Genomic DNA, 21,055 nt, shown 5'->3' with positions numbered 1-21,055 from the left:
CATGAGGAGCAGCTTTAGAATTCTTTTGTTTGGGCTCTGTTTAGGGTGGTTAGTTATAGGGTGTAGTTATGAGTTTCCCGAAGTGAACCGTGATAGTGTTCTTTCTGAAACAGATATTAGGGAGGTTATGATAATTGGTGGTGGTTGGCTTTCTGGAACTAAAGATGGTGTTTTCGATAACCAAACAAAGAGTGCATCTGCGGGTAACCTTGTTTTAAGAAGTATTTATAATGAACCAGATGCAGATTATGGCTTTACTATCTCGGATGGAAATGGCTTAAATATTTACGAAAACGAGTCTGTTGGAAGATCATATTTAAGTTATGTAAGTGAAGATAGGGTTTATCCAGAAAGATTTTTTGAGCAAGAAGCAGCTCAGCTTTCATACGGCATAGATCCACAAAGCACTAGGAACTTTGCTCATTCTGGGTTTAAATGCTTTCACTCAGAAAGCAATGATAAACAGCCATCTATCTTAGGGCTTGATCAGTTAAGCTTAGGGGCACGCATAAATAATATAAAACCAGACTTAGTAATTATTCAATTTGGTATTGAGGAGGTATTACCTTACGCGATGGCCGGAGGGCAAGGAAACCCTAATGTGCAAACGCTAACTGACCTTTCTACTAATGATATTATAAGTGCAACGCTTTATGAAGATCAGCTGAGGAACCTAATAGATAGAGTGAAAGCTGCCAATAGCATGTCAAAAGTACTTATTCTGAATACTCCAAACGTAAGCAAGTTTGCTAACTTCTACGAGCTGGTCAATTTTACAGTGGCACCCTATATATCTAGAGAGGAAATCGCAGAAAACTATGACTATGTAAATAATTTTCCATTCGGGTTCAATTATGTTTTGGGTGAGTACATGAACAATCATGGTAGTTATGCTGATAAAAGACACTATGTATGGTCTCCAGAATTCGATGTTCCAGATACTGCAGAGTGGTCTTGGCGCTACGTAGTTACAGATACCGACCTACCTTTAATAGAAAACTATGAGTATGCTAGGGGTGGGAACCGTATAATGTCATTTCCTCAGTTTAGAGAAATTGGGCGAGATGAAAGAGCCTTGTTTGAAGTGGATAAATTAGTTTACGAGGAAAGAATAGGGTTCCCCTTAACCCCACTTCCTAAAAGCTTGTTTTTGAGTCATTCAGAATATAGGGCTATTGAGGCAAGGATTGGGGAGTTTAACTCCTCTGTCATAAGAGTTGCTTCAGATTATGAAGGAGTTGAAGTTATGAATCTATATGGCATGTTCGAGGACCTGTTTAATGGAGAGTACAGAGGGCACAGAATTGCCACACCTTCTAGAGGGGTTTTAGTTGACAATGTACCATTGTTGCCCAGTTTTTTAACTAACGGTTTCTTTTCAACTGACGGAATAAACCCAAATGCTCGTGGTAGTGCATACCTAGCAAATTTGATTATTGAAAGCTTAAATGAAAACTTTGGCTATTCAATTAAAGGAGTTCCGACAAACAAATACGGAGGTAACAAAATTCTGAAAGGCTTTTAGGCTATTTCTCCAGATCCAATCAATTCGGTATCATCATACCACGCTACAAACTGACCTGCTGCAATGCCTTTTTGATGGTTCTCAAAAATAAAATAGAGACCTTCTTCTTCAGCGTAAATTTCTACAGGCTCTAATGGCTGTCTGTATCTTATTCTAGCCAAATACTGCTTTGACTCACCAGCCGATAGGGCCAAATCTGGACGCACCCAATGAACTTCTTCTTTCGGTACAAATAGCCCTTTTCTCAATAAGCCTGGATGATTTTCTCCTTGACCAGTATATATGATATTGTTGTCGGTGTCTTTTTCTATTACAAAGAGTGGCTCTGGTGTACCGCCAATGCCAAGTCCTTTTCTCTGACCAATGGTGAAATAATGTGCACCATTATGTTCTCCCACTTTTTTACCATCAGTAGGTTGGTAGCTATATGGAGTGGTAAGGGCAATCAGTTCTTCTTTTTTTGAGTTGAAGGTGACCGAACCATTTGTTTTAAGTGATTCAAAATTAGCCGCATCTTCAGAGAGTTCTCTTACTTCACCAGTCTTTGGTTTTAATTGCTGTTGTAGAAAATCAGGAAGTCTTACCTTACCAATGAAGCAAAGACCCTGTGAGTCTTTCTTTTCCGCAGTAATCAGGTCTTGTTCTTTGGCAATTTTTCTTACCTCAGATTTTTGCAAATGACCGATAGGGAAGAGGGCCTTACCGAGCTGCTCTTGGCTTAGTTGGCACAAGAAATAGCTTTGGTCTTTTCCAGGGTCCGCACCAGCAATGAGTTTATGAACTTCTTTACCCTCCTCGTTGATAAAGGTTTCTTTTTGAGCATAGTGACCCGTGGCTACATAGTCTGCCTTGAGTCTCATTGCTGCATTTAGAAATATGTCGAACTTAACTTCTCTATTACAAAGGATATCTGGATTGGGCGTTCTGCCTTTCTCATATTCCCTGAACATATAGTCTACAATACGTTCTTTGTATTGCTCGCTTAGGTCAATGACATGAAAAGGAATACCGAGTTTTTCAGCAACAGCAAGCGCATCGTTACTGTCTTCAACCCAAGGACATTCATCAGAAATAATAACGGAATCATCTACCCAGTTGCGCATAAACATAGCTATTACTTCATAGCCTTGCTCAATTAATAAATGGGCAGTTACGCTAGAATCAACTCCTCCAGACAGACCAACAACAACTCTCTTCCTCATTATTTTCTCCAATTAAATGGGCTAACAACAGTTCGGCAAAAATAGTTGACCTGCGGCTAACTAAAAAACAACAGTAGTTAACTACAGTGTAAATGAGTTTAACTAGGCCAAATTATTTCCATTGAAATTAAAATTAAGTTGAGGCAGGCATGGAGGAGCATACTGTATCTTAGACCAAACCTAATTCTTACTATTCCAAAGAGAAAGCCCGATATGAACTGTGGGATAACCATGAATGGGTAAACCCAAAAAGGAATGGTCTCTGGAGTATAATTGAAAATATGAACTAGGGCGAAAAGGGAGGTGAGTACCCAAAAAATCTCTCTACTGTATTTTTTATGGTAATGGGCTAGATCATGCTTGAATTTGGTTTTCCAACTAAATGTAGCAAGGGTAATACTGGTGGCTAACGCTAATAATCCTATACTCCAATGAGCAGCAAAAAAGAACAGCGAAATAACTATAAAGTAAACTTTAAGGTGAGATTCTCGATATTTCAAAGGCATTCTGAACATGAGTTCTTCTAAAATAGGAGCCAGAATAACTCCATAGAATAGGAGTTCTAAAGTAGATTCCCCAATATCTTGATAGGTATCAAAGTATTCTTCAAAGAGGGCAAAAAGAGGTATGGCAACAATTAGGTTTAAGACCAAATCTAGGGCTAAATAGAAAAGTAAGACTCTTAATAGGTAAGAGCTATTCCAGCTAGGCTTTAAGGGTTTTAGTTTTTTTGTTCCCTCAAAAAGTCCTCTTAAGAAATGGTATTCGTGAGTGATATTGTTCATTAGGCAATAATAAAAAAAAGCACCCTCGAATGAGAGTGCTTTTACGTTAAGGTTGGTTTGATTATTTCTTTTTAATCTCAATAGCTGGCTTAGTCTTATCTACGCCAGTAGCTCTATTTAAGAATTCATCGTAAAGTCTAATATGACGAGAAGTCATTGGAACTTTATAACCGTCAATAAACAGGTCAGTGATTTTAGTGGCAGTTTCAAATGGGTCGCCAGTAGAAACAAAGAAGTTAGCCTTCTTACCTACTTCAATAGAACCAATCTGATCTCCAACACCTAGGATTTCAGCAGCATTAATAGTTATGGCCTTAAGAGCTTCTTCTTTACCCATGCCGTAAGCAGCAGCAAAACCTGCATGGTAAGGAAGGTTTCTGGCGTTCTCATTATCCATTGTTCTTAGTGCTACTTTAACACCGGCCTTAGACATAATGCCTGGGTTGGCGTAAGCAGCATCAAAGCTATCTGACGAACGAGTTGGAATAGCCTGAACAGGCCCTGCAATTACTGGGTAACCAGACTCAGCAATTTCATCTGCAACTCTCCAGCCTTCTGCAACACCAGTTAGCACAACTTGCTTGTAACCACGTCCTTTAATCCACTCAATGGCATTAAGAATATCTTGAGCTGCATTAACCTCAATGAAGATAGGAGTCTCACCTTTTACTACAGGAACCAATGCTTCAATCTCTGGGTAATTTCTTACATCCTCAGCATTTTCAATCTTGGCATAAAGTTCAGCTTTGTCCCAAGTTTCATTGATTTCTTTCATAGCTCTTTCCTGACGCTTCTTTATTTCGTCTTCAGAAAGTCTTCTCCATCTTCTTCCACCTGCGGTAGAAGGGAAGTTCATTACAATACCTCTCTGGCCAGCATACATTTGGTCAGGCGTATAACCAAATAGGTTAATAGCCGCAGCAGTTCCAGGAAGAACACCACCTTGAGGCATAGTCCAAACAGTAGTTACTCCACTTACTCTAGTTACAGGGATTGTAACTGCATTTGGATTTACAGCTGTAAGAGCTTCCATTTGAGGAGTAATTGCTCCGTATTCTCTGTAGTCTTGCGCTTCGGCAATACTCCCGATTTCATTCAAACCAAGAGTAGTTCCACCGTCAATCATACCAGGGTAAATTTCTTTACCTGCTACATCTATTACTTTGGCATCGTTCGGAATTTGAACGTTGGCGCCAACGGCTTCAATAATTCCGTTGTTAATTACGAGTGTACCATTTTCAATTACACCTTTAGTAACAGTGTATATTTTGGCATTGGTTAGGGCGAACTTACCGTACTCAGCTTTAAGTACCTGATCGTCTTCCTGAGCTATCGCCATAGTTGATACTATGGTCAACAGACATGCGATTAAATATGAATTTAATTTTTTCATCGTCTTTTAGTGTTGATGGTTAATCAAGTTCTGGCCAAAGAAGATAGCTGCACCTTCCATACATCTGTGGTTGTAATCCATTTTTTCAAATAGAGTAACCTCTTCAATAGAAGATTCTGGATCTATATAAATTCTCTGATCAGCTTTGTCATTGTTGATATCGAAATACTTCACACCATCCACGAAAGTCATTTGAGGAACAGCGTAAATCGAAAGAGGGTGGTTGTCGAAGATAGCGATGTCTGCATCTTTACCTACCTCAATAGAACCCACTCTGTTATCAATACCCAATTGCTTAGCAGGGTTTAGAGTGATCATTGCTAGGGCCTCATCGTCTGAAAGGTTACCATATTTCTGTGTTTTAGCAGCCTCATGGAAGAGGTGTCTGATAAGTTCACCAGAATCTGAGTTAATTGATGTTAGAACGCCATTTTCATGAAGAATAGCAGCGTTATAAGCAGTAGAGTAGTAAACCTCTAGTTTGTAAGCCCACCAGTCAGCAAAAACAGATGCAGTTGCACCGAAAGCTGCTAATTCTGGAGCTACTTTATAGGCTTCATTAGCATGTTGGAAAGTAAGTCTAGGAATGTTGAAATCGCTGAATACCTTTAGTAACATGTAAATCTCATCTGCTCTATAAGAGTGGCAGTGTACAAGTACTTCGCCATTTAAGATGTCTACCAAGGTTTGCATTCTTAAGTCGTACTCAGGAGCAACCTTTTTAGGGTCTTTGCTGGCATTATAGGCCTTCCATCTTTTCTCATATTCTTGAGCTTCAGAGAAAGAGTTTCTCAACATCATTTCAATACCCATACGGCTTTGAGGCTGAATACCTCTTGCTCTTGCACCTCTGGTTGGGTTTTCTCCTAAAGCAAACTTGATAGTTCTAGGAGCACCCTCAAAGCGAAGCATGTCAGGGTCTGTTTGTCCCCAACGCAATTTCATGGTTTCATTCTGACCACCAATTACGTTAGCCGAACCGTGCATAAGGTGAATTGAAGTAACACCACCTGCTAATGCTCTATAAATAGAAACATCGTAAGGATCTACAACATCTTCCATGCTAACTTCTGCAGTTACTTGGCTAGTACCTTCGTTAATAGCAGAACCTGCAATGTGAGAGTGAGCATCTATAATACCAGGCATTAAAAACTTACCTGTAATATCGACAGTCTCAACTCCGTTAGGAGCTCTTAAACCCTTTCCGATACGTGAAATTTTACCATCACGAACAAGAACATCTGTATTTTCTAATGCACCGTTAGTGATTGTTAAAACGGTACCTCCTTTAAATAAAACATCACCTTTTGGTGCTTCTTGAGCAAATGCAGATGTGCATAGCACAAGAAGAAGTGATAGAAGTATATTTTTCGTTTTCATAGTCATCTCTTTTATTGCTCGTCTTTAGTAGCTGTTAAATCCATGCTGATGTCTTGTCCACCGAAAGAAACGGTAGCAGTAGCATCGTAAGTTTTGCCAGTTACAGTACCAACAACCACAATTTGAACAGATTGGCCACCAGCATCTATAGAGAAATCGAATGCTAATTCGCTATCTCTAAAGCTAATGTTGTTCATAGCGGTGTCTGGGCTTCCATCGTCACTAGTTAAGTAGCCAGAGTAATTGCTACCCTCTTTGCTGATTACCATTTTACCACCTTGGTCTCCCTGAGGGGTGATTAGGGCGTAAGTCCAAGAACCAGTAACTGGGTCTCCAGTAGTTGCACTAGAGTTATCACCACCGTTAGCAGCTTTCTTTCTTTCTTTAACTTCGTACTCGTACTTGTCTCCGTCAACAAACATCATCTTTACCTTAGCATCTTTAGTAAAAAGAGGGGCAGTGGTAACCATAACGTTAGCTAGTTTTCCCGTTTCCACTGTTCCGACAACTTGAGAAATACCAAGAATAGAAGCAGGGTTAGTAGTAAGGGCAGCTAATGCAGCATCGGTACTTAAGCCATTGTCTATATAGGTTTGAACGTTTTTCCAGATAGAGTTTGATCTAACACTACCTACTGCAAAACCGAAGTTTACACCAGCCTCTTGAAGTTTAGCAGCCTGAGCTACATGAATTTTGTAGAATTCCATTCTTCTTTCTTCCATGGCAGCCATTTCTTCAGACTTGTCTTCGTCATCGCTTGCTTTTGGTTCATCAGGTAAATCTAATGAAAGGAAGATAGGGGTGTTGGTGGCTTTGAGCTCGTCTGCCAATTCCCAAGACTGCTCAACTCCAGCTACAATAAGTGGAAAACCGAGGTCGTCTCTTAGTCTCATGGCACGTCTTACATCAAGCACGCCATCTACATTGAACATAACAGGCTTTTGCTGAGCAATAACAGGGAAGAAAGCTTGGCTTACTCTGTCATTTTCAGGTCTTGTCATGCCAGCAGGGTTCTGAGCATAAAGTTCTGAGTGCTTTTTGTCCTGAACGGCATTTCTGTACAAGTTTCTCCACTTGGCCATCATACCCAGAATGTTACCAGGGTAAGCTCCAGGAGCTCCAACCCACTGCGCGAAAAGAGCTGCATCCTTCTTCATAATGATGTCATCTGCATGATCTGCATCATTTAAAAGAATTAGAGCACTTGAGCCAGGAAGCATTCTACCGTAAGGAACAGTATTAGAAATAGCAAATCCAGCTTCTCTTAAGCTAGCAATAGAAGAGCTTTCTACATCTAATTGCTCAACTACACTGTTTTCTGGCGTAATACCAGCATAAAAATTTGGAGGGTCTGGAGTGAAAAGATTTTGTGGTCTCTGTGGATTCTCTGGTCTTTTTGCTCCCGTATTAGACATACCGTCTATAAAGGCAGCATAAACGTAGAGCTCAGAAGCATCTATTACCTGTGCATTGGCAGGGATAGAAGCATTTTTGCCCACACTCTGAATAAGACCATCTTTGATGATTACAGTTGTTTCTTTCAGTTCCGTTCCCGGTTTGGTTATAACCGTTGCGTTGGTTAACGCGTAGGTTCTGGTTACTGGCGACTCTCCGGTAGGGTCGCTTTGTGCCCAGCTACTTAATGAGATAACCGACATTGAAAGTAGCAACACAGCGTGAAGACATAACTTTCGAAGTGATTTCATGTTTAGCAATTTAGTTTAGAGTTAAAATCAAGGAGAAAATATACGGTAAACCTACTATGAATTCAAAATCTTATATGAGAGTGGCAGCATATTGATGTTGAGGGTAGGAGATGGCTAAGTGACTTATGTCATGTGAATAGCTTTAATAGAAAGAGGCTACTTAAAAGCTTACTATTATATCGGTCAGCATCTCTAGAAACTCCTTACTTACCATAAAAGGAAATAGGGTTTCGGGTAGAACAATCAATGCCGATTTTTAAGCTTATTAGGTAGCCTCCTTTTGTTCAAGAATTAGCAGCAGTGCTGCTAAGGAAAGTAACTCTAGTCTTCCATATCTAGGATTTCCTTAATTCTATCTTGAAGGTCAATCAGGTGTAAATTCCCAGCTCTGTTATTAGTATACTTGCTTTGAGCAGTTTTTAGGTCTGATAAAAGAGTCTTTAATTCACCCTTCACTGCAGGTCTAATATCAGACTGCTCAATATTTACTTGTCTAGCTTGGAAGCTGCTTGCTTCATTGTTCATTAAATACTCAAGCCTTTCAACAAATGCTCTTTGAAGGTTTCTTCTGTAAGTAGAGATCTCACTACCTGTACTCAACTCTGAGAACAAACCCTTTTTGGTGTCTGCCAATAGTTGGTAAATGGTGTAAGTGTTTCTACCCTTAAAAGCTTCAGCTTCAATAAGGCGCTGCATTCTGGTAGGGTCTAAAAGGGAGTTTAAGAATGAAGACTGTGTGCTTCTAATTCTGTTTACTGCACCATAGTTTTCTATTTTTCTCAGTAAATCCTCATCTAGCAACCACTCTGGAGTATTGAAGGCATACTTCATAAGCCAGTTCATTGCTTCTACTTGCTGAGATTCTGGAAGTACCTCATAAACTACCCCTTGTTGTTCGGTAGACTTATAATTCTCGGTAATTCCGCCAACATTGGTTATTACGTGTCCTACAAACCTTCTCCACTGACCAATGATTTCACCATAGATTTCTTCTGTATCAGAATAGTCTTCGCCAGGTTTTGTAGTCCAATCTAGCAGGTTAGGAACCACTTTTTTCAAGTTCTCCATGCCATAGGCATCAGCTTTCATTGAGTTATCACCCAAGTCTTCTGTTTGAGCTTCAGGGTTTGTGCCATCACCTCCGCCAAAGCGATACATTCTGTCATTAGCTTTAGAGATTATCCATTCATTCAAGGTAGCTTTTTCTTCTTCTGGCGAATTAGCGTTAGGGATATATCTATATCCCCAATTGATTGAATATTTATCATAAGGGCCAATTTTTCGAATAAACCTTTTCACGCCATCGCCTGGCTGAGCAATGTAATTTAGTCTAGCATAATCCATGATGGTTGGGGCTACACCGTACTCTTCTGCAAACTCTGGATTTCTTAATGATTCAACAGGGTAGGCCGAACTAGCTTTCATGTTGTGAGGAAGTCCTAAAGCATGACCTATTTCATGCGCAATTACTGCTCTCATCATTTCACCTATTTCATCTTCAGGCGTATCTAAAGTTCTTGCTTTTGGGTTTGCCGCACCGGTTTGAATCATATACCAATTACGGTAAGAACGAAGGTGGTTGTGGAACCAGATAATGTCACTTTCTATAATTTCACCAGTTCTTGGGTCGGCAGTACTTGGGCCTACTGCATTTCTTGTCATGCTAGCGATGTACCTAACCGTTGAATAGCGTGCATCTTCAGGGCTCCAGTCAGGATCTTCTTCAGGGCTAGGAGGGTCTTTGGCAATAATGGCATTTTTGAAACCAGCAGCTTCAAATGCCACTTGCCAATCTTCAATACCTAACTTAAACCACTTTCTGAATTTTTCTGGAGTGGCAGGGTCTAAGTAATAAACTATTGGCTTAATAGGCTCTACTAGCTCTCCACGTGCATAAGCAGCTTTGTCTTTTGGTTCGAGCCTCCATCTTTTGAGAAAAGTAACTTGATCTCCTTTAAGTGCATCTGAACTGTAGTTGATATTTCTTTGAGTGAACCATCCGACTCTCTGATCTGCCAAACGCGGCATCATCTTATCTTCTGGTAGCTTGATCATTGATTGACTCACTTTCATAGAAATTAAGCCAGTTTCAGAGTTAGATGGTGGTCGCCCAGCATCGTAAGTCATTACTTGACGAACCTCTACGTTGATTGGGAAAGACTTGGTAGACTCTACATAGCTTTTGTCTGAATCTAGTCTTCTTACCTGCATTTGGCTTCTCATCCCGCTACTTAAAGCACTAATGGCCTTAGTATCTTGGTTGAAAAAGCCGGTCACATCAATTAGGTAAGCCGATGAATCTTTCGGTTGGCCTTCTATTTTGAAAGAACCGATGATCGGGGCAAAATTGTTGTTTGCCACAGACTTAAATATAGCATCGGTGCTGTCTGCTACGTTATTGAAAGAGATGGTTTTGAGGTAAATCTTTCCCTGAATCTCTTCCCACTGAACTACTTGTTCATTCATTTTCCAACCTGAGCCTAAAAAAGGGCTGAGATTTTCTGGAGAAGCCACCAAGCGAGTAATCCAAAGCATATCTTTCTTTAGCTCAGACTTTGGAATTTCGAACATGATTTTGGAATCGTCTTGATAGACATTAAAGATTCCTTCATCTAGCTGCATGCCCTTTACAACCGACTCATAGGTTTTCTCCTGTTTTTTAGGAGTCTCCTGCTTGGGCTGGTCTGCTGCTTCATTTTGTTGGTTTCTATTGCGCCTCTGCGCCTGGGTATCGGTGCTGCCCATTAGCACAAAGCCTAGCGTGATAGCGGCTATCACGGACTTTCTGGTCAATCTGTATTGCATATACATTTATATTAGTCAATCTTTGAAAAAAGGGGAAACTCTGCAATTCAAAAAGTGTTATTCATACAGTGGGTTATTGATTATTTTAGTGGTTGGTTCAAAGCTGCTTTTTGTGGAGAGGTATATTGAAATTATAAGAAATGCGTATGAAGGCTATGCCAACTATTTGTGGCAAGAGATAAGCTTTCAATATGACTATAAACCTTGGTGGCAAAATTACTTTTGGGCACTTATTCTTATTTCGCTGCTTTTTCTCACTTGGGAATGGCTAAGGCCGTGGAGAAAAGATCAGCCAAAGTTTAGAAAAGACTTTTGGCTAGATGCATTTTACATGTTCTTCAACTTCTTTCTTTTTTCACTCATACTTTTTAATGCTCTTTCGGAAGTATTTGTAAACGCTTTCAACGACTTTCTTGGATTATTTGGCTTGACCAACGTGGTCGCTTTGGAAATTGGTTCGTGGTCTATTCTTTTGCAACTGTTTACTCTTTTTATAATTCGTGACTTTATTCAATGGTGGACCCACCGATTGTTGCATTATTCTCCAAGGCTCTGGGAATATCATAAAGTACATCATTCCGTAGAGCAGATGGGTTTTGCTGCTCATTTGCGCTATCACTGGATGGAAACGGTGGTGTACCGAACTATTGAGTATTTACCACTGGCCATGATTGGTTTCGGAATTGATGATTTCTTCTTCGTTCACATGTTCACCCTTGCCATTGGCCATTGGAATCACGCAAATATTAAGGTTCGCTTAGGGCCTTTGAAATACGTATTGAATAACCCCAATATGCATATGTGGCACCATGCTCATGATCTTCCGGAAGACCGAAAGTATGGAGTGAACTTTGGGCTTACACTTAGCATATGGGACTATCTTTTTGGAACAGCCTACATACCTTACTCAGGTAAATCAATAAAGCTTGGCTTTCCCGGGGTAAAGAAGTTTCCAAAAACTTTCTGGCAGCAAATAACGCATGGTTTTAGGAAGAGGTACTGAATTTTGCAATATGCTTACTGAGATACTCCCAGAGAGTGTTGATTCTCTAAGTCATTTCGACCGCAGAGATAAATCCTATTCACAGGCATAGGATGCACTGGACTTTACAATACTTAGGAACCCCTTAGAAATAAGGAATCAGGTGTCAGCACGTTTCTACCCCGAGTGAGCGAGGGATCTGCCTAAAATAAATCTTGGCCGATTCTTCGGCTGCGCTCAGAATGAAAAAGAGAGGACTGTTTATCTCATTACTCAATACCCATGACCCAATACCTTTAGCAACTTTCACCTCGTTATAAGTCATACACATTTCGCCCTGTACCAAATCAAAAATCTTATCTTCATTACTCTAAAACTTTTAGCAATGAAAAGACTATTCTTCCTTTTGACTCTCGTAGCCTCAACGCTTCAACTAAATGCTCAGGATGTAAATCCAAAAGATGTAGAATCAATGGACGCTATTTTAGCAGCTCTTTATGATGTTATTTCAGGCCCGGCAGGAGAGAAGCGCGATTGGGATAGAATGAAAAGCCTGTTTGTTCCAGAAGGAAGGTTAATGCCAACTGGGAAAAATCCACAAACTGGAGAGGTGGGGTACCGAACTTGGACTGTTCAGGAGTATATTGATCAGGCTGGAGTAAGTTTAGAGCGAGATGGCTTTTTTGAAATCGAGATTGCAAGAAAAGTGGAACAGTATGGCACTATTGCACATGTGTTTTCTACCTATGAATCGCGAAGAAATGAAAGCGATGAAAAGCCTTTCGCTAGGGGTATCAACAGTATTCAGCTGCTGAAGGGAACAGATCGTTGGTTTATCGTTTCTGTCTTTTGGATGGGGGAAAGTGCTGCGTTTCCTCTCCCAGAGAGGTATTTAAGAAACAGGTAGGTTTCTTTCTTTTGTGCAAGATGTAATCCATCCTGTAACGGTAGAATCAGTACCTTATCTTACGCTCTTCAACCTTTATTGTGATGCCATTAGAGTAAGTAGTTTTTTTGATCCAATTGCCTTTGTGATCATATTCATAAAAGGTAGCGTAGCGGTCTACATAAGTACCTCTTAATGTGCGAGATTCGTATTCTATTAGGTCGTTATCTACATAGATTTCTTTGAATCTCGACCTGAAACTGGTAGTGTCTCCAGTTTTGTAAAACCCTTTGATTAAAACTCTGGCTGAGTCATGATTTATCTCTACATGTTTTTCACTTGGCCATTCGGCAGATTGAAAATAGGTGGTTTCCTTAACCACTGAGTCTGGTGCGTAATGAAAACGGGTTGATGTAACCAGTAAATCGTTTTTATAGGTTTGAATTCGCCTAGGCTGAAATGCGGTATCATATTCATGAACTAATTTAGTGCGGCTAGTAGACTTAACTGCTTTATAATTAATGTTAGATGATGGTGTAGATGCCAAGTCGAAGTATTCTTCAGAAACTAGATCGTCTTGCTCATTGTAGTGGTAGAGCCAATATCTGGTAAGTCTATCAATGCCTTGAAATTCTTCCTTGGCAACTAATTTCATTTTGTCATTATACCTCAATCTGGTTTTGGAATGAACCGTTCCTGTTAAGCGGTAGATCACTTCTTCGGAAAGGAGGCTGTTGTCGTCATAATGGTAAGCTATCCGAGGAATACTCTCAAAATCACCTTTCCTTATTTGTTCAATAATTCTTCCTCTTGTATCATACTCATAGGTTATTTCCGGTGTCCCACTTTTTCTAAATTCAATTTTAACCAGCTTACCAGAAGAGTAGAAATAATGCTTAGTGATTGCTGACTTGGCCAATCGTGCAGCTTCTGGGTCATAGTTGTACTCTAATATTGAGAACTGCTCTGGAGAACCCTTTAAGCTTTTATCTACCCAAATATTTTGCAAGTGAGAAGACTCAAAGGAGGGGAGTTGACTCCAAACCCAGCAGGGTATTGCCATAAAAAAGAAAAGCATCACGCTGCGCATGATGCTAAAGATAAAAAATGTAAGTGTTTTTAAAACAGGGGATTAGAAACCGTCAGCCGTGTCGTCTCCTCTAGGGTCGGCTCCGCCTTCTAGGCGACCGTCAGGCAATACCAAAATGGCATCAACTCTTCCAATGGTGCTACCTCCTCTCATGTCGTGTCCCATGCCTTTAAGTTTAGCAACCACAACACTGTCTATACCTGTTCCTTCATAGCGAACTAAATCTGGCAGCCACTGATGATGGAACCTAGGTGCATCGACAGCTTCTTGCATGGTCATTCCAAAATCTACCACATTCAATATTGTTTGAAAAACCGAAGTAATAATGGTTGAGCCACCAGGGGTTCCTACCACCATAAAAAGCTTATCATCTTTGGTTACTATGGTTGGGGTCATAGAACTTAGCATGCGCTTTTCAGGAGCAATTGAGTTGGCTTCGCCACCAACTAATCCGTACATGTTAGGCTCACCTGGTTTAATACTGAAATCATCCATTTCATTATTAAGTAAAAAGCCAGCGCCCCCAACAAATACTTTTGAACCCATTCCTCCATTTAAAGTGGTGGTTACCGAAACGGCATTGCCTTCAGCGTCTACCACAGAAAGGTGTGTGGTTTCTTCACTCTCATACCCAGCAGGGCTACCGGCTTGAATAGCCGCACTGCGGGTTGCCTTTTCTGGATTAAAATCGCTCATTCTCTGAGTAGAGTAGTTCTTCTCCAACAGTCCGTTTAGGGGAACATTGTAAAAGTCCATATCTCCCAAGTGCTTGGATCTATCTGCATAAACTCTACGCTCTGCCTCCACAATAGCATGAATTGCTGCTACTGAATGAAACCCGAGTTCGCTAAGGTTAAAGTCTTCGACTGAGTTGAAAAGTTGTGTCAAAGCTATGCCGCCACTAGAAGGAGGTGGCATAGAAATGAACCCGTATTCGTGATAGGTTCCAGTGATTGGTTCTCTCCAAACCGCATCATACTTTTCTAAATCTTCAAGACTAATTAGCCCATCGCCTCTTTCCATCTCTTCAACAATAAGTTGAGCGGTTTTTCCTTTATAAAAACCATCTCTACCATTGTCTCTTATGAGTGCTAGGGTAGCAGCTAATTCAGGAATGCTTACCGTGTCACCTTCTTTCCATTCGTTTCCTTCTTCCGCCAAGAAGAAGTCTGGCATTATGGTATTATACTCCATGAATGCCTTTCTATTACTATTTAGACCACGGGCTTCTCTTGCTGTAAGTGTCCAGCCATTAGCGGCTATGTCTATAGCAGGTTGTACCAATTCGGCCCAATTTAGCTTACCGTATTTCTTGTGAGCAGCCTCTAATCCTGCTACGGTTCCTGGTACTCCAGCTGCTAAATGTCCTCTTACACTTGCGTTAGGAATTACCTCACCGTTGTCATCCAGATACATGTCTCTACCTCCTGCTAAGGGTGCTTTTTCTCGATAATCTAACGTGGCAGTTTCTCCATTGGCCATGCGGCTTACCATAAAACCGCCTCCTCCAATATTGCCAGCCCCAGGATATACAACGGCCAAAGCAAACTGAGTAGCAATGGCAGCATCTACTGCATTTCCACCTTGTTTCAAAATGTTTTTACCCACTTCAGATGCCAGCGGATGGGCCGAAACCACCATGGCCTTGTCAACAACTAAGCCTCTTTTGCCTTCGGGCTTTTGTTGAGTGGTTTGCTCACATGAAAAAACAAGGAGCAGTAGAACTGCAATAAATGCTGCCTTCTTCATACTTTAATTACTTTTTACCAATGGTGTTTTCAAACAGTTTGAATATTCTCTTATACTCGTCTGTCCAGCTAGAAGGCTCAGTAAACCCGTGATTTTCTACAGGATAAAGAGCCATTTCCCAATTGTCTTTGCCCAACTCAATAAGTCTTTGAGCTAGTCTGACAACATCTTGAAAATGCACATTTGTATCTACCATTCCATGAGCAATGAGTAGGTCACCTTCTAAGCCTTCAGCAAAGTAAATAGGGGAGCTTCTCTTATAAGCAATTGGGTCTTCTACAGGAGTATTTAGGATATTAGAAGTGTAGCCGTGATTATAATGAGCCCAATCAGTCACTGACCTAAGGGCTGCACCAGCACTAATTACATCTGGATGCTTGAACATGGCAAATAGAGTGATGAAACCTCCATAAGAACCACCGTACATTCCAATTCTTCCGGCCTCTACACCATGCTCATTCATCAAGAATTTAGCTCCATCTATTTGGTCAGAAAGGTCTTTTCCTCCCATATGGCGGTAAATTCCAGTTCTCCAGTCTCTACCATAACCTGAACTAGCTCTATAGTCAATATCTAGTACAGTGTAACCCTTGGCCATCAGCATATTGTTGAACATGAACTCCCTGAAATAAGTACTCCACCAGTAGTGTACATTTTGTAGGTAGCCCGCTCCGTGAACAAAAATTACTCCTGCTCCATTAGGGTTTTCAGGTTTGTAAAGTCTTGCATGAACATCTGCTCCATCTTCTGCTTTGAAGGTGATGATTTCTGGTTGGTGCCAGTCATAAGCTTTGAAGCCTTCTTTTAAGCTTTCGGTTAGCTTTTTGGCTTTAGCACCTGGTTTATTATCCATCACATAAAGCTCAGTAGGTTGGTCTATGTAAGAATACTCAATAGCTATACTTTTCTCATCGGGAGATAAGGTTACTTCGTTTCCTCCGTCTAGTGTAGTTATTTGAGTGGGTTTTCCTCCGTTTAGAGGTAAAGAGTAAAAGTGCTTAATACCTGGGTGCTTCATGTTCGCAGTGAAGTACCACTTTTTGCCATCGCTAGAAAGTTTAGGTTGGTAAACCTCGTAGTTGCCGCTGGTTAGTTGTTTGGTGGTGCCAGTAGATATATCGTGAGTATATAGATGGGAGTATCCTGTTTTTTCTGACTGGAAGTAAATGGTTTTGTTATCTGGAAGGAAACCAAAAGTACCTCCGAAACCGCTTACGCCAGGCCCGCCAATCCATGCCTCATCTCTCTGTCTGTCTATTGTAATCAAATCGCCAGTTTCAGGGATTAGTCTCATAATCCACCTGTCTTTATTATCATCTGCACTGAATTGAACTACTGCATATTTGCCATCGCCAGACCATAGGGTTGTGGTTGCAGAAACCTTTCTAGGCTCTTTTATCCATTCTTTGTCCGGATAGTCTTTAGTATAGTCAGGCAGATCAGTGATTCCAGGAAGTTGCATTTTGTCTAGGTAGTAAACACTATCTCCTGAAACGCTATAAATTCCTATTTCAGAATAACCTTGTTCACCACCTACTTTAGATCGGGCGTTGATATCTGTGGTGTAACCCGAATTCGTCACGTAATTAGGGACAATAGTGTTCTGAGCTCCATTTTCTGGTGAATTGTATACCGAAAAACTAACAAACCTACCATCAGGTGATAGTTGAAGGCTTCTGATGTTGGGTAACTCTACGGCATCGCGATTGTCGTTATCACCGAAGCTACCGAAAGAACCAAAACCTCTGAAACTTCTTCTTGGTCTGTTTCTTCTCTCTTTAATTATTTCTGAAGTGTTCAGTTGGTCTTCTCTCAGCCAAGAATCTTGAATTCTATTTCCTGAGTTACCATTACCTACACCTCTTCGGCTGGGAGATTCATCTTCACGCCCATAGTTTACAATAAAATTGGTGAGCTGAGTGATTAATCCAGTTTCTGTATTGATTGTGAATAGATTGTCTTCAACTACAAATGAGATTACATTCTCTTTATGAAAGCTCGGATTGGTTTCTCTGTCATTGGTAGCTGTAAGGCGACTAACCTTCTCAGACTTCAATTCTTTAATGTAGATATCTCCACCTTCTGTATATACAATTTTAGTTTTGTCTTGGTTAAACTCATAGTTAGAAGGCCAGCCTTCACTAGTGTCGTCTATCTTTTCGGGTGTTCCACCGTCTTTACTTATTTGGTAGGCTGATACTTCGCCATTTCCGTCTGGATCCCAGTAAAAGAAGATGTTTTTGCTGTCTTTCGACCAGCTAACACGCGAAGGAGAGGTTCCTATAAACTTTTCAGGAGCCTGCATAATCTCTTCAACAGTAAGCTGGCTTAAAGGCTTGGTTTGAGCCGAAGCATAAACAGCAAACAGTAGTAATAAACCGAATAGTCCGATCTTTCTCATGTCTCTATTTAGATTTTAAGGTAATGGTCAAACATACTTAAAATGCAAATAACCTGTTTGAGAAATATGTCGAGAGGCAATAAATAATGAAGTCCCGTTTTAAGACTTTTTGTCCCGATTTGGTCTTTAGCGATGGTGTGGTAGAAAGTACATCTTACATTTTTTTGCTTATGAGCCACTTTTATTAGGCAGAAATATTATGGCATGATTAAGGTTGCTTTTGGTGCCAGAGTGAATAACGGAAGAAAAAAGATACTAATTGTAGAAGACGATCCAGGGATGCAAAAACTGGTTAGTTTTCATTTAAAGGATCTTTACGACCTGAAAGTTGTATCTGATGGTTGGGAGGCCTTCACAATTCTTAATGAGGATAGTGATCCTCAAGATTTAATCCTCACCGATATTGAAATGACTGAGTTAGATGGCCTTAAACTCATTGAGATGTTGGACGATATCCCAGAATACAGGCAGATTCCGGTAATAGTGATGAGTTCTACAGTTCAAAAAAATGATGAACTCCAATTAGATTTTCAGAACTACTTTGGCTGTCTGCCGAAACCAGTAGTTCCGGCAGAATTATACCTAAAAATAGAGGAAGCCTTTTGCTCAAGAATTGGCTGATTATTCTTCTCCTTCCATTTCTTTTAAATACCTGTAAATACTGGACTTCCCGATGTCTAGCTTTTTAGCTACCAGCAATACGTTGTTGTCATATTTATCTAAAAAGTGCCTGATTATTTTAAATGTATAGTCTCTCAAGGTCATCTCTTCAAACAAGAATTGCCCTTCTTTTTGTAAGCTGTTAAATGTAATGTCTTCAACTTCAATGAGTTTATCTTCACACATTACGGCAGCCAATTCTATTACAGACTTCAGTTCTCTTACATTGCCAGGAAAAGGATAGGATATAAGCTTATTCTGTGCTTCTTTACTCAGCTTGATATTTCCTAGTTTGTTCTCTTTGGCAAAGTTGCCCAGTAGATGTTTCGCTATTAAAATTACGTCTTGTCCACGGTCTCTAAGAGGAGGGAGTTCGATAGGAATTCCTAAAAGCCTATAATAGAGATCTTCTCTAAAATTCCCTGCCTTTACTTCTTCAGCAAGGTTTCTATGTGTGGCTACAATTACGCGTACATCGAATTTTACCACTTCATTACCACCAATTCTAGTGAGTTCTCTTTCTTGTAATACCCTCAGTAGTTTGGCCTGAAGGTTAATATCCATTTCACCAATTTCATCTAAGAAAAGTGTACCTTGATTGGCTTCTTCAAACTTGCCTTTTCTTCTCGCTATTGCTCCGGTAAACGCTCCTTTTTCATGTCCGAATAGCTCACTTTCTATTAGGTTCTCCGGAATTGCCGCAATATTTACCGCTACAAAAGGCTTAGATTTTTTGTCTGAATTGTGGTGAATGGCTTTTGCTACTACCTCTTTTCCAGTTCCAGTTTCTCCAGTAATAGATACAGTAATGTTCGTTTTTACCGCTTTTTGCATCATTTTGAAAACCCGCTGTATAGCAGGGCTTTCACCAATAATGCTGTTATCGAACTCATACTTCTGATTCAATTCTTCCTTCAAAGCATTGATTTCGCTTGTCAGTGAATCGAATCTCTTGGCATTATTAATGGCGTTTAATAAGCGGTCTTTGGTTTCATTATCTTTAGTGATATAGTCATAAGCTCCGTGCTTAAGTAAAGAAACTGCCGTATTAATGCTTTCCTGAGAAGAAACTACAATTACCTGAATATCAGGGTTGTATTTCTTTATTTCCATTAATATATCCTTGCCAGTCATGTCTGGAAGACTATAATCAAGGATTACGATTTTTGGGTTTTCATGCAGGTTTTCTAAACACGACTTTCCATTTTCGAAAGAATGTACAATATGGTCTGGATTTAACTCTGCAATGTACCGAACTAGTTTCATGTAAAGCGGGTCGTCTTCGACCACAAAAATGCGAACACTCTCAGGTACGTAATTCATTCTTATCTATATGGTTGGAAAATGAAAAGTAAAAATTATTTAACAATCTCAATAGCGAATATACGGAGTGCCAACTTCCTTTTTGACTATTTTTAGTGGAAAATCCCATACAGACAATAAATGATAGTTGAAGTTAACCCAGCACACTTTCTCAAAACTAGAAAAGGTGAGGTCCGAATTGGTGAGAAGGCATTTTTTGCAAGTAAATCTTGGGAGTCGGAAATTGAGAAGATCAAAAAAGAAGCTCGATTTTGTATCATTGGTATTCCAGAATGTGTAGGCGTTTTAGGTAATTTAGGTAGGCCTGGTGCACAGAATGGGTGGGAAGTGTTCCTCTCTTATTTTTTAAATTCTCAAAGTAACCGATTTCTATCGGGAGAAGAGTTTGTGGTGCTAGGAGCAGTAGATGTAGAGCAGATTCAAGAAAAGGCAGAGCTGCTGAACGATAGCTCAGATTACTACATGCAGAAGCTACACTTGCTATGCGAAGAGATTGACGATTTGGTAGAGCCAGTGATAAAAAGGGTGAAGGCTCAAGGCCTCATACCAATAGTGATTGGCGGGGGGCATAATAATGCTTACCCAATTATAAAAGGGGTTTCGGCAGTGTCTGCTAAGAAAAAAGTGAATGTGATTAACCTAGATGCGCATTGCGATTTTAGAGCGCTAGAGGGTAGGCATAGTGGTAATCCGTTTTCATATGCTAGGCAAAAAATGTGTCTGAATAGGTATTTTGCTTTTGGCTTGCACCAGTCTTACAACAATGAGAATATGCTCAAAGCGATGGATGCCGATGAACAGGTAAAGTATTCATTCTTAGAAAATATCACATATCTGGAAGAGAATTTAGCAGATGCTATTTCATTTGTTGAAGATGATTTGATAGAGTGTGGTGTTGAGGTAGATTTAGATGCTATTAGAATGATGCCAACTTCGGCCATTTCTCCAACCGGATTCTCTATGGAGCAAGCTCGCTTGTTTGTGCGAAAGTGCGTAAAGAGCTTAAACCCATCTTATTTGCACTTAACAGAAGGGGCTCCTACAAATGAAATGCAACGAATAATGGTAGGAAAATCACTCAGTTATTTAGTGACAGACTTTGCTAAAGCTCTTCTAGATAAATAGTATTTTTGCTTCGCGAAACTTTAGAGATAAATACTCTACCAAT

At 40.2% G+C, this 21,055-nt stretch carries 15 protein-coding genes; 5 read left to right on the top strand and 10 right to left on the bottom strand.

Annotated features, from left to right (window positions below; all coding sequences use genetic code 11):
* Nucleotide 1 precedes the first annotated feature (1 nt).
* A complete protein-coding gene (locus tag T7867_RS17190; RefSeq protein ID WP_068221645.1) occupies nt 2–1,525 on the top strand; it encodes an SGNH/GDSL hydrolase family protein in 1,524 nt (507 codons plus the stop codon).
* Here the strand turns inward: T7867_RS17190 and mnmA are convergent.
* The 6 genes from mnmA to T7867_RS17160 all read right to left on the bottom strand — a co-directional run bounded on the left by mnmA (nt 1,522) and on the right by T7867_RS17160 (nt 10,796).
* Entirely contained in the window at nt 1,522–2,727 is a 1,206-nt protein-coding gene (gene mnmA / locus T7867_RS17185) for a tRNA 2-thiouridine(34) synthase MnmA (RefSeq protein WP_068221647.1), read from the bottom strand. The two genes, T7867_RS17190 and mnmA, sit on opposite strands and share 4 nt — an antisense overlap.
* Before the next feature lie 98 nt (nt 2,728–2,825).
* A complete protein-coding gene (locus T7867_RS17180; RefSeq protein WP_068221649.1) occupies nt 2,826–3,512 on the bottom strand; it encodes a CPBP family glutamic-type intramembrane protease in 687 nt (228 codons plus the stop codon).
* Nucleotides 3,513–3,573: 61 nt separating this feature from the next.
* Nucleotides 3,574–4,905, bottom strand: coding sequence for an amidohydrolase family protein (locus tag T7867_RS17175; protein ID WP_068221651.1), 1,332 nt, complete (start codon nt 4,903–4,905; stop codon nt 3,574–3,576).
* A 6-nt stretch (nt 4,906–4,911) separates the two neighbouring features.
* Complete coding sequence (locus T7867_RS17170; RefSeq protein ID WP_068224084.1) at nt 4,912–6,285, bottom strand: amidohydrolase; 1,374 nt, start codon at nt 6,283–6,285, stop codon at nt 4,912–4,914.
* Between the two features lie 11 nt (nt 6,286–6,296).
* Nucleotides 6,297–7,991, bottom strand: a complete 1,695-nt coding sequence (locus T7867_RS17165; protein WP_084375678.1) for an amidohydrolase family protein — start codon at nt 7,989–7,991, stop codon at nt 6,297–6,299.
* Between the two features lie 321 nt (nt 7,992–8,312).
* A complete protein-coding gene (locus T7867_RS17160) occupies nt 8,313–10,796 on the bottom strand; it encodes a zinc-dependent metalloprotease (protein ID WP_084375679.1) in 2,484 nt (827 codons plus the stop codon).
* Nucleotides 10,797–10,908: 112 nt separating this feature from the next.
* On the opposite strand from T7867_RS17160, the gene T7867_RS17155 reads away from it, so the two are divergent.
* Nucleotides 10,909–11,799 carry a sterol desaturase family protein gene (locus tag T7867_RS17155; RefSeq protein ID WP_068224106.1) on the top strand — a complete coding sequence of 297 codons (891 nt, stop codon included), beginning with the start codon at nt 10,909–10,911 and terminating at the stop codon, nt 11,797–11,799.
* Between the two features lie 364 nt (nt 11,800–12,163).
* Complete coding sequence (locus T7867_RS17150; RefSeq protein ID WP_084375680.1) at nt 12,164–12,685, top strand: hypothetical protein; 522 nt, start codon at nt 12,164–12,166, stop codon at nt 12,683–12,685.
* 46 nt (nt 12,686–12,731) lie between these two features.
* Here the strand turns inward: T7867_RS17150 and T7867_RS17145 are convergent, their stop codons facing one another.
* The 3 genes from T7867_RS17145 to T7867_RS17135 all read right to left on the bottom strand — a co-directional run bounded on the left by T7867_RS17145 (nt 12,732) and on the right by T7867_RS17135 (nt 17,904).
* On the bottom strand, nt 12,732–13,673 hold the full coding sequence (locus tag T7867_RS17145) for a hypothetical protein (RefSeq protein ID WP_157717642.1): 942 nt from the start codon (nt 13,671–13,673) through the stop codon (nt 12,732–12,734).
* Nucleotides 13,674–13,796: 123 nt separating this feature from the next.
* Nucleotides 13,797–15,503 carry a gamma-glutamyltransferase gene (ggt, locus tag T7867_RS17140; protein ID WP_068221657.1) on the bottom strand — a complete coding sequence of 569 codons (1,707 nt, stop codon included), beginning with the start codon at nt 15,501–15,503 and terminating at the stop codon, nt 13,797–13,799.
* Between the two features lie 7 nt (nt 15,504–15,510).
* On the bottom strand, nt 15,511–17,904 hold the full coding sequence (locus tag T7867_RS17135; protein WP_068221659.1) for a S9 family peptidase: 2,394 nt from the start codon (nt 17,902–17,904) through the stop codon (nt 15,511–15,513).
* Nucleotides 17,905–18,108: 204 nt separating this feature from the next.
* Between T7867_RS17135 and T7867_RS17130 the strand changes: the two genes are divergently transcribed.
* Nucleotides 18,109–18,525 carry a response regulator gene (locus T7867_RS17130; protein ID WP_068221661.1) on the top strand — a complete coding sequence of 139 codons (417 nt, stop codon included), beginning with the start codon at nt 18,109–18,111 and terminating at the stop codon, nt 18,523–18,525.
* Here the strand turns inward: T7867_RS17130 and T7867_RS17125 are convergent, their stop codons facing one another.
* Nucleotides 18,526–19,887, bottom strand: coding sequence for a sigma-54-dependent transcriptional regulator (locus tag T7867_RS17125; protein WP_068221663.1), 1,362 nt, complete (start codon nt 19,885–19,887; stop codon nt 18,526–18,528). It abuts the gene before it with no gap.
* 120 nt (nt 19,888–20,007) lie between these two features.
* Here T7867_RS17125 and T7867_RS17120 point away from each other — a divergent pair, with 120 nt between their 5' ends.
* Nucleotides 20,008–21,012, top strand: a complete 1,005-nt coding sequence (locus tag T7867_RS17120) for a formimidoylglutamase (protein WP_068221665.1) — start codon at nt 20,008–20,010, stop codon at nt 21,010–21,012.
* Nucleotides 21,013–21,055 lie beyond the last annotated feature (43 nt).

Origin of the sequence: Roseivirga spongicola (assembly GCF_034376045.1) — a bacterium.
Classification (GTDB): Bacteria; Bacteroidota; Bacteroidia; order Cytophagales; family Cyclobacteriaceae; genus Roseivirga; species Roseivirga spongicola.
The sequence above is the reverse complement of the archived record's forward strand: the minus strand, read 5'-3'. Positions and strand labels throughout refer to the sequence as shown.

Coding starts and splice junctions, on each gene's coding strand:
- T7867_RS17120 (WP_068221665.1), top strand. CDS start 20,008: ATGATAGTTGAAGTTAACCCAGCACACTTTCTCAAAACTAGAAAAGGT.
- T7867_RS17135 (WP_068221659.1), bottom strand. CDS start 17,904: ATGAGAAAGATCGGACTATTCGGTTTATTACTACTGTTTGCTGTTTAT.
- T7867_RS17170 (WP_068224084.1), bottom strand. CDS start 6,285: ATGAAAACGAAAAATATACTTCTATCACTTCTTCTTGTGCTATGCACA.
- ggt (WP_068221657.1), bottom strand. CDS start 15,503: ATGAAGAAGGCAGCATTTATTGCAGTTCTACTGCTCCTTGTTTTTTCA.
- T7867_RS17160 (WP_084375679.1), bottom strand. CDS start 10,796: ATGCAATACAGATTGACCAGAAAGTCCGTGATAGCCGCTATCACGCTA.
- T7867_RS17130 (WP_068221661.1), top strand. CDS start 18,109: ATGATTAAGGTTGCTTTTGGTGCCAGAGTGAATAACGGAAGAAAAAAG.
- mnmA (WP_068221647.1), bottom strand. CDS start 2,727: ATGAGGAAGAGAGTTGTTGTTGGTCTGTCTGGAGGAGTTGATTCTAGC.
- T7867_RS17150 (WP_084375680.1), top strand. CDS start 12,164: ATGAAAAGACTATTCTTCCTTTTGACTCTCGTAGCCTCAACGCTTCAA.
- T7867_RS17125 (WP_068221663.1), bottom strand. CDS start 19,887: ATGAATTACGTACCTGAGAGTGTTCGCATTTTTGTGGTCGAAGACGAC.
- T7867_RS17180 (WP_068221649.1), bottom strand. CDS start 3,512: ATGAACAATATCACTCACGAATACCATTTCTTAAGAGGACTTTTTGAG.
- T7867_RS17190 (WP_068221645.1), top strand. CDS start 2: ATGAGGAGCAGCTTTAGAATTCTTTTGTTTGGGCTCTGTTTAGGGTGG.
- T7867_RS17165 (WP_084375678.1), bottom strand. CDS start 7,991: ATGAAATCACTTCGAAAGTTATGTCTTCACGCTGTGTTGCTACTTTCA.
- T7867_RS17175 (WP_068221651.1), bottom strand. CDS start 4,905: ATGAAAAAATTAAATTCATATTTAATCGCATGTCTGTTGACCATAGTA.